The following is a 6539-nucleotide window of genomic DNA, read 5'->3' on the forward strand; positions in this document are numbered from 1 at the left end:
TCCCCCACAGGCAACGGCGCCCCCTGCACCCCGGTCACATAGAACGCGTCCACCGCATTCGCCCCCAGCGTCGACACGTGCATGCTCCGCACCCGCACCCCCGAGTCCTCCAGCGCGGCCCCGATCCGGAACAGCAGTCCGGGCGCGTCCTGGGCGCGCACCTCGATGACGGTCGCGTGGCGGGAGGCGGCGGAAGCGACGGTCACCCGGGGAGGCGGAGCGACCCAGCCCCGTCGGCGTGGATAGGCGGCGTCCCGTTCGGCGAGCCGACCGGAGATGTCCAGGGAGCCGTCCAGCGCGCGCACCAGGTCCGCGCGCAACCGCGCAGCCTGCGGCAGCGAGCCGTACTCCGCCGCCACCCGCCAGTCGAGGAGCAGCACCGAACCCTGGTCCACCCCGTCCGGTAGTTCCAGTTCGCGGAGTTCCGCCGTACGGACCGTCAGTCGGTGCATGGCCAGCACTCCGGCGACGGCGGGCAGGACCCCCGGCTGGTCGGGGACCGCGATGAGCAGTTCGACGCCCAGGGGCTCGCCGGGGTCCATCTCCTCCTCGTGGGTCTGGGCGCGCAGCGCCAGGACGGGCCCGCCGGTGCGGTGCGCCTCGATGGAGAGGCGTTCTTGCTCGGCTGTGGGGGCGGAGGTGGACGGGGCAGAGGGTTCGTCGCCCGCGAGGACCGCGCCGACCCGTTTGACCAGGTCCGTGACGAGCGAGCCCCGCCAGGAGGACCAGGCGGCGGGGCCGGTGGCGAGCGCGTCGGCCTCGGTGAGCGCGTGGAGGAGCTCCAGTGTGCTCTGCGTGCCGACCGCTTCCGCGACGGAGCGGACGGTGGCGGGGTCGTCGAGGTCGCGTCGGGTGGCGGTGTCGATGAGGAGGAGGTGGTGGCGTACGAGGGTCGACAGCACGGCGACGTCCGTGCGGTCGAAGCCGATGCGCGCGGCGACGTCCTTGACGATGATCTCGCCGGCCACGGAGTGGTCGCCGGGCCATCCCTTGCCGATGTCGTGGAAGAGGGCGGCCACGAGCAGCAGGTCGGGGCGGCTGACGCGCCGGGTGAACTCCGAGGCGCGGACGGCCGTTTCGATGAGGTGGCGGTCGACGGTCCAGATGTGGACGGCGTTGCGCTGGGGCCGGCAGCGGACGCGTTCCCAGTCGGGCAGGAGGCGGGTGATGAGTCCCTCGGCCTCCAGGGCTTCCCAGACGTCGATGGTGGGCTGGCCGGAGCCGAGGAGGGTCACGAGTTGTTCGCGGGCTTCGGCGGGCCAGGGGGTCGGCAGGGGGCGTACGGTCGCGGCGAGGCGTCGTACGGCGTGCAGGGAGAGCGGGAGTCCGGCCTGGGCGGCAGCGGCGGCGGCGCGCAGGGGCAGGACGGGGTCGCGTTCGGGGCGGGCGGCGCGGGCGAGGACGACTTCGCCGTCCTGTTCGACGACGCCTTCGGCGAGGGGTGAGCGTTCGACGACCTGTTTCCCGCCGCCGAGCATGGCCCGCAGCCGGGGCCGTACGGCGCGGGAGCGCAGGACGCGGCCGACCTCGCGCCAGGTGACGTCGCTGGCGTAGGAGATGAGCCGGGCGGATTCGTAGACCTGGCGGAGCAGGGTGTCGGCGTCGAGGAGGCCGAGTTCGGCGGCGACCTGGTCCTGTTCCTGGAGGGCGAGGCGGTCGGTGGCGCGTCCGGTGGTGAGGTGGAGGGCGTCGCGGACGTCGAGGAGTCTGCGTCGTGCGTCGTCGAGTCCTTCGCGGGGTGCGTCGGCGAGCCAGGACGCGGCGACGGCGCGTAGGGCGGTGGCGTCGCGCAGGCCGCCGCGGGCTTCCTTGAGGTCGGGTTCGAGGAGGTACTGCAACTCGCCCTGGCGGTCGGCGCGTTCGGCGCAGAGTTCGCGGAGTTCGGGGAGGCGTTTGGGGGCCTGGTTGCGCCAGTCGGCGAGGATCGCGGTGCGCAGTCCAGAGGTGAGGCCGAGGTCGCCGGCGAGGTGGCGGGCGTCGAGGAGGCCGAGTTGGACCTTGAGGTCCTCGCCTGCCGTCTTGCGGGCCTCGGTGGGGGTGCGGACGGAGTGGTCGAGGTCGAGGCCGAGGTCCCAGACGGGGTACCAGAGGCGGTCGGCGACCGTGGCGACGGCCTTGGTGTCGCTGCCGTCGTGCAGGAGGAGGAGGTCGAGGTCGCTGCGGGGGGAGAGTTCGCCGCGTCCGTAGCCGCCGACGGCGACGAGGGAGATGCCTCTGAGGTCTCCGGTGGCGGAGGCGAACAGGCCGGCCAGCCAGTCGTCCGTCAGTTCGGACAGGGCGCTGCGGCGCGGCGGCCCGGCCGTACCTCCCTCGGTGAGGAGGTGCAGCCGGGCCGCCGCGTAGCCGCTGGGTCCCGAGTCCTGTTCTTCGCTTCGCTCGTCCGTGCTCGTCACCCAGCGACTCCTGTTCTGTTCTTCGGTCAGAGCGCGTCCGGGCCGCGCTCGCCGGTGCGGACCCTGACGGCCGTGTCGACCGGGAGGGACCAGACCTTGCCGTCACCGATCTTGCCGGTGCGGGCGGCCTTGACGATGACGTCGATGAGTTGTTCGGCGTCGTCGTCCTCGGCCAGGACCTCGATGCGGATCTTGGGGACGAGGTCGACGGTGTACTCGGCACCCCGGTAGACCTCGGTGTGTCCCCGCTGCCGACCGTAGCCGCTGGCTTCGGTGACCGTCAGTCCGTGGACGCCGAAGGCCTGGAGGGCCTCCTTGATCTCGTCGAGCCGGTGGGGCTTGACGACGGCGGTGATGAGCTTCATGCGTCCACCTTCTTGGACTCGGCACCGACGCCCGCGGGGACGGCGGCGGACTTGACGATGCCGCCGCCGGCGCCGCTGAAGTCGTAGGCGGTCTCGGCGTGTTCGGCCTGGTCGATGCCGGAGATCTCCTCGTCCTCGTCGACGCGCATGCCGAGGGTCTTGTCGATGAGGAAGGCGAGGATCGCGGAGGCGATGAGGGAGTAGGCGAGGACGGCGCCGACACCGGCGAGCTGCTTCCAGAGCTGGTCGGCGTTGCCGCCGTAGAAGAGGCCCTTGACGTCGGACTGGCCCTTGCCGCTGGCGAAGAAGCCGATGAGGACGGAGCCGAGGACACCGCCGACCATGTGGACGCCGACGACGTCGAGGGAGTCGTCGTAGCCGAACTTGAACTTGAGGCCGACGGCCATGGCGCAGACGACGCCGGTGATGAGGCCGATGCAGATCGCGCCGATCGGGGTGATCGCGCCGCCGGAGGGGGTGATGGCGACGAGGCCCGCGACCGCGCCGGAGGCGGCGCCGAGCGTGGTGAAGGCGCCGTGGCGGATCTTCTCGTAGGCGAGCCAGCCGAGCATGGCGGCGGCGGTGGCGATCTGCGTGTTGACGAACATGAGCGCGCCGACGCCGTCGTCGTTGCCGAGCCAGGATCCGGCGTTGAAGCCGAACCAGCCGAACCACAGGAGGCCCGCGCCGAGCATGACCAGCGGGAGGCTGTGGGGGCGCATCGGGTCCTTCTTGAAGCCGACGCGCTTGCCGATGACGAGGATGACGCCGAGGGCCGCAGCGCCCGCGTTGATGTGGACGGCCGTACCGCCGGCGAAGTCGATGACGCCGAGTTCGAAGGCCCAGCCGCCGGTGCCCCAGACCCAGTGGGCGACGGGGAAGTAGACGACGGTGGCCCACAGGACGACGAAGAGGGCCCAGGCGGAGAACTTGACGCGGTCGGCGATGGCACCGCTTATCAGGGCGGGGGTGATGATCGCGAACATCATCTGGAAGACGGCGAAGACGAACACCGGGATGGTGTAGCCGGACCAGATGTCCATCTTGTCGATGCCGGACCAGCCGACGAAGTCGGACTCCCAGCCGATGAGGGAGCCATGGTCGGTGCCGAACGCCATGGAGAAGCCGTAGAGCACCCACAGGACGGTGACGATGCCCATGCTGATGAAGCTCATCATCAGCATGTTCAGGGTGCTCTTGACGCGGACCATGCCGCCGTAGAAGAAGGCCAGGCCGGGGGTCATCAGCAGCACCAGGGCGGAGCAGATGAGCATGAAGCCTGTGTTGGCGGCAGACAGTTTGTCTGCGGCGGTGGTGATGGCTGGAGCCATCGGCGTCTCCTCGTCGTCGTACGGCCCCGTGCGGGCGAAGCCTCGGCTGCGGAGTGGGGGCGGGCCGGTTATGGGCCTTGAGACTGGCGCAGCGCGGTTTCGGCTCGGGCCCCTCGCTGTTTCGCGGGGGTGACGAAGGGGTCGCCTGTGTTACGCGTCGATGAATTGGCTGATGTTGGCCGCGCGGATCGTTATCGTGGCGCAACCTTCCTCTTCCGGACACAGGCCGGCCGCGGTCGGCCTCCGAAATGACCTGGCATGGGGGAGCCGAGTCGGGCAGTTCGGGAGGGCCGGCCGCGGCCGGGGTCGGGGGGTCCGACGGATGCGTCAGACGGCTTCGGCGGTCTCGGGGAGTTCGGCGGCGAGGCGGTCGGTGAGGTCGACGACGTCGGTGAGGTCGCCGAATTCGCGGGCGGCGTTGTCGACGGTCTTTCGGATACGAGTGTTGACGCGTTCGGAACGGACCCGCTTGGCGGCGGCCATGGCCTCGGTGGCGTATTTCGCGCTCTGTTCGGGCTCGCGCTTGAGGAGGTGGACGGTGGCGACGCCGATCAGGTTGAGCGCGTAGGAGCGCTGGTAGTCGTCGGACTCCTGCGCGAAGAGGTCGACGGCGCGCAGCATCAGGGGTTCGGCGAGGGAGGCGTACGTGGGGCTGCGGCCGGCCACGTAGGCGAGGTCTCGGTAGGAGTGGCTGTTCTCGCCGTACAGCTCGGCCTCGGTGAAGAAGCCGATCCAGTCGGGGTCGGGCTCGTCCCAGTCGGTGGCGTCGGCGAAGGTGTCCTCGGCCATCCGCACGGCGCGTTTGCAGCGGCCCGGCTGGCCCATGTTGGCGTAGGCGCGGGCTTCCATCGCATACAGCATCGACTGGGTGCGCGGGCTGGCGCAGTCGCGGCTGCCGTACTGCGCGAGGTGGATCAGCTCCAGCGCGTCCTCCGGCCGGCCGAGGTGGATCATCTGGCGGCTCATGTTGGAGAGGATGTACGAGCCGAGGGGGCGGTCCCCGGCTTCCTTCGCGGCGTGCAGGGCGAGGACGAAGTACTTCTGCGCGGTGGGCTGGAGCCCCACGTCGTACGACATCCAGCCGGCGAGTTCGGCGAGTTCGGCGGCGGCCTTGAAGAGGCGTTTGGCGGTGGACTCGGGGTGGGGTTCCTGGAGGAGGTCGGTCACCTCGTGGAGCTGGCCCACGACGGCTTTGCGGCGCAGTCCGCCGCCGCACTGGGCGTCCCACTTGCGGAACATCGAGGTCGTCGCCTCCAGCAGCTCCAGTTCCTGCCGGGAGAGGCGGCCCCGGGCGCGGCTGGTGGGGAGCGGGCCACAGGCGCGGGGGGTGCTCGGCGGGGAGGGGACCAGCCAGCGCTGCATGGGTTCGATGAGGGTGGGTCCCGCGGACAGGGCGAGGGAGGTGCCGAGGAAGCCGCGGCGGGCCAGCATCAGGTCGCTGCGGGAGAACTCGCTGAGCAGGGAGATCGTCTGGGGGCCGGTCCAGGGGAGGTCGACGCCGCCGGAGGACGGGGACTGGCGGGCGGCGCGCAGGCCGAGGTCCTCGACGGAGACGACGCAGCCGAACCGCTCGGAGAACAGCTCGGAGAGGATGCGCGGGATGGGTTCGCGGGGGTTCTCGCCGTCGAGCCAGCGGCGTACGCGGGAGGTGTCGGTGGAGATGTGGCCCGCGCCCAGCTGGCGGGCGCGGCGGTTGACCTGGCGGGCGAGTTCGCCCTTGGACCAGCCGCTGCGGACGAACCAGGAGGAGAGCAGTTCGTTCGGACGCTTGTCCGTGCTCGTCCCGCCGCTTTCGTTGCCGCTCACTGGAACGCCCCCATCCCTGAGACCACTTGCAGTGCGGACCGCGTCGCCCGACTGCGCCAAGCCTTATCAGAATGCCGGTAAATAGCCCTGCCGTCCGGCGTTTGTCACCCTTCGAACAGAAGGACGACTTGCCGGTGGCATACCCACTGGTGCGTGTACCCCCAGGCCCCGCACACTCAAAGTAATCCTACGATCACCCGTCCGGCCATGGCGTTCCGGGAATCGCCACCATTCGCCACCCCTTCGGATGAACTCAGAGTGGCGCGCACGCGATTGACTTGACGCGGGACGGCCCGAGCGAACGGAAAGGTGCACTCGGGGGCGCGCACGGGCGGCTTCACCACCCCCGCGCCTCAGTGCGCCGCCCCGGTCCGAGGGCGTTCCGGAGATCATGAGTACGGAGAGTCACGCCGCACGCTCTTTGCGTGACCACCGGTGCGTCGGACCCGTTGGAGGGGGCATGGGCTTCACGATCGGCGGCATTCGCGAGATCCGTTCCGGCGCGCGCAGGCGCGGTCGCTCCCCCGAGTGCACGGCCGTAGCCGAGTTAACGGGCCTGTGGGGCTGGGACGTCGTCCCCGGCGCCCACACCGTCTCCGGCGCCTGCTCCTGCGGCCACCCCTGCCGCACCCCCGGCGCCCACC

The 6539-nt window shown here is 70.8% G+C and carries 4 protein-coding genes and 1 pseudogene; 1 reads left to right on the forward strand and 4 read right to left on the reverse strand.

Going from position 1 to position 6539, the window contains the following annotated elements; translation table 11 throughout:
• From AOK24_RS41565 to nsdA, 4 genes are all read right to left on the reverse strand, one after another.
• Window positions 1-2393: [protein-PII] uridylyltransferase (locus tag AOK24_RS41565; protein ID WP_055725070.1), on the reverse strand; the 2393-nt coding region annotated here is incomplete at its 3' end.
• 26 nt (window positions 2394-2419) lie between these two features.
• The gene (locus AOK24_RS41570) at window positions 2420-2758 is read right to left on the reverse strand and encodes a P-II family nitrogen regulator (RefSeq protein ID WP_055725071.1); all 339 of its coding nucleotides are present in this window, start codon (window positions 2756-2758) and stop codon (window positions 2420-2422) included.
• Window positions 2755-4089, reverse strand: a complete 1335-nt coding sequence (locus AOK24_RS41575; RefSeq protein ID WP_055725072.1) for an ammonium transporter — start codon at window positions 4087-4089, stop codon at window positions 2755-2757. The genes AOK24_RS41570 and AOK24_RS41575 overlap by 4 nt, the downstream gene beginning before the upstream one ends.
• A 327-nt stretch (window positions 4090-4416) precedes the next feature.
• Entirely contained in the window at window positions 4417-5895 is a 1479-nt protein-coding gene (nsdA, locus tag AOK24_RS41580) for a transcriptional repressor NsdA (protein ID WP_055725073.1), read from the reverse strand.
• A gap of 460 nt (window positions 5896-6355) precedes the next feature.
• Here nsdA and AOK24_RS47015 point away from each other — a divergent pair.
• Window positions 6356-6539: pseudogene (locus AOK24_RS47015) on the forward strand (bifunctional DNA primase/polymerase); the annotation flags it as partial.

The sequence above is a fragment of the Streptomyces niveiscabiei genome (assembly GCF_001419795.1).
Classification (GTDB): Bacteria; Actinomycetota; Actinomycetes; order Streptomycetales; family Streptomycetaceae; genus Streptomyces; species Streptomyces niveiscabiei.

Coding starts and splice junctions, on each gene's coding strand:
- AOK24_RS41570 (WP_055725071.1), bottom strand. CDS start 2,758: ATGAAGCTCATCACCGCCGTCGTCAAGCCCCACCGGCTCGACGAGATC.
- AOK24_RS41575 (WP_055725072.1), bottom strand. CDS start 4,089: ATGGCTCCAGCCATCACCACCGCCGCAGACAAACTGTCTGCCGCCAAC.